This window comes from Serratia microhaemolytica (assembly GCF_004011885.1).
In the GTDB taxonomy this organism is placed as follows: domain Bacteria; phylum Pseudomonadota; class Gammaproteobacteria; order Enterobacterales; family Enterobacteriaceae; genus Serratia_G; species Serratia_G microhaemolytica.
In genome coordinates this window covers 1-1,469 of sequence record NZ_ML137212.1, presented here as the reverse complement: position 1 = coordinate 1,469, position 1,469 = coordinate 1, and the positions used below count along the sequence as shown (strand labels likewise).

Genomic DNA, 1,469 nt, shown 5'->3' with positions numbered 1-1,469 from the left:
TGTCAGGTGTTGCACTGGGCGTGCGTCCAACTGTGCTGAGCAGTGCGCTTGCACAAACATCAGCAGTTGCGGGAAGCAGCTGTACTCTTGCAGTAATCGGCAGCCACTGAACACGTGGCTGGGGTAGGGCAGTGTCGCTTGGTCGTCTTCCGCCAATCCTTGCACACGAAAACGCCAGTCGGGCAGGGGGAGCGTCTGGTCATCCAGTTGCAGCTCGACCTGTGTCAGGTAGTGGCAGAGCCACAACAGCAGTTGGCTGCCGATGTAGTTATCCTGGCCGAGGTAGAGGTTGAGTTGCGTTAGGCCGAGGGCGTTGAGCGGCAACGGCTGGGGGCAGCTCAGTTGCAGTGCCAGGCTGTCACTCTCTGTGTGTACCTGTTGCAGTTGCAGTGGGGTGAGAGAGAGGGTGCGGCTGGTGCGGAACTGGCAACGTTCACTGCGGCCATCTTCCAGTTGCAGCGGGGCGCTGAACACGGTTTGGCCGGCGGCCAGGGTGGTGATCGGTTGTGCCGGATCGACAGTGTTGGCGTGAAATTCCAGGATGGTGAGGCTGGGCACTGGGCGCAGGCGGCTTGGCCACTGTAGATCGGTCAGGCCGTAGTCCAGTTGTGGCGCGAGTTGCTCGACCAGGGCTTCAAGTTGGCTGCCAAGAAAGGTGTTGCCTTCGCCCAAGCGTTCGGCGTCGGGGTCTTGAGCGGGTTCGGTAATGTAGCGCAGGGTGCTGGGGCGATCATCAAACAGGGTATCGATGTCGTCCTGCAATTTGACGATTTCGTCCTGGTAGTTGCGAATTATCGGCATAATACAGCTCTCTGTTCCATTATTTGTATGAGGGCCTATCCGATTAGGGCGATGTAACTTGCCGCGTTAATGGTGCTTGCCGGGATAGGCTCTGATTTTTTGTTCCATCGTGTGTCGTTTCACTGCCTGGCTGGCAGTACTTTTTCGTTGGTGCTGATCAAAACGGGTGTCGGCTTGCAATAAGGCAGTCAAGAAAAACAGCAATTATCCCCAGGTGGGGAAATATTTAATGCCGGTTATGCTGTTATTTTCTGATCACAATGTCAATCACTAATCCAGCTTTCGTCTGCATTTGGTTTATTGTTTGACGCAATTGTTTTATCTGTTGTTGTTACTGTTTAGATTTATTTGCCATTCTGGGTAGGTTATTTTGGTTGGGTTGATTGATTAACCTAGTTTAATGTTCTTGATTGGTGATTATTAAAAAATAATATTCTTTTTAGATAGTAAAAAGATAAATATGCGCGGCTGGCAAGCGGTTATTTTGTCGTTCACGCTAAAGCCATCTTGTTTCAGGTGGTTGCCAAGGTAAATATATGGGCGTTTTTTAATCGATTATTAACTAAAGTTTGTTCTGTGCCACAATACGAGGAGCCAGGTAGTTCCCTCCCCTTAATAAGGGGAGGGTTAGGGTGGGGTTTTAACGCATTTGATTATTTTGAAATACC

Annotated in this window: 1 protein-coding gene; it reads right to left on the bottom strand. The window is 50.6% G+C overall.

The window, feature by feature from the left end; translation table 11 throughout:
- On the bottom strand, positions 1–801 hold an 801-nt coding region (locus tag EOJ37_RS01085; RefSeq protein WP_206194000.1), incomplete at its 3' end, for a type VI secretion system baseplate subunit TssF.
- Between the last annotated feature and the right edge of the window lie 668 nt (positions 802–1,469).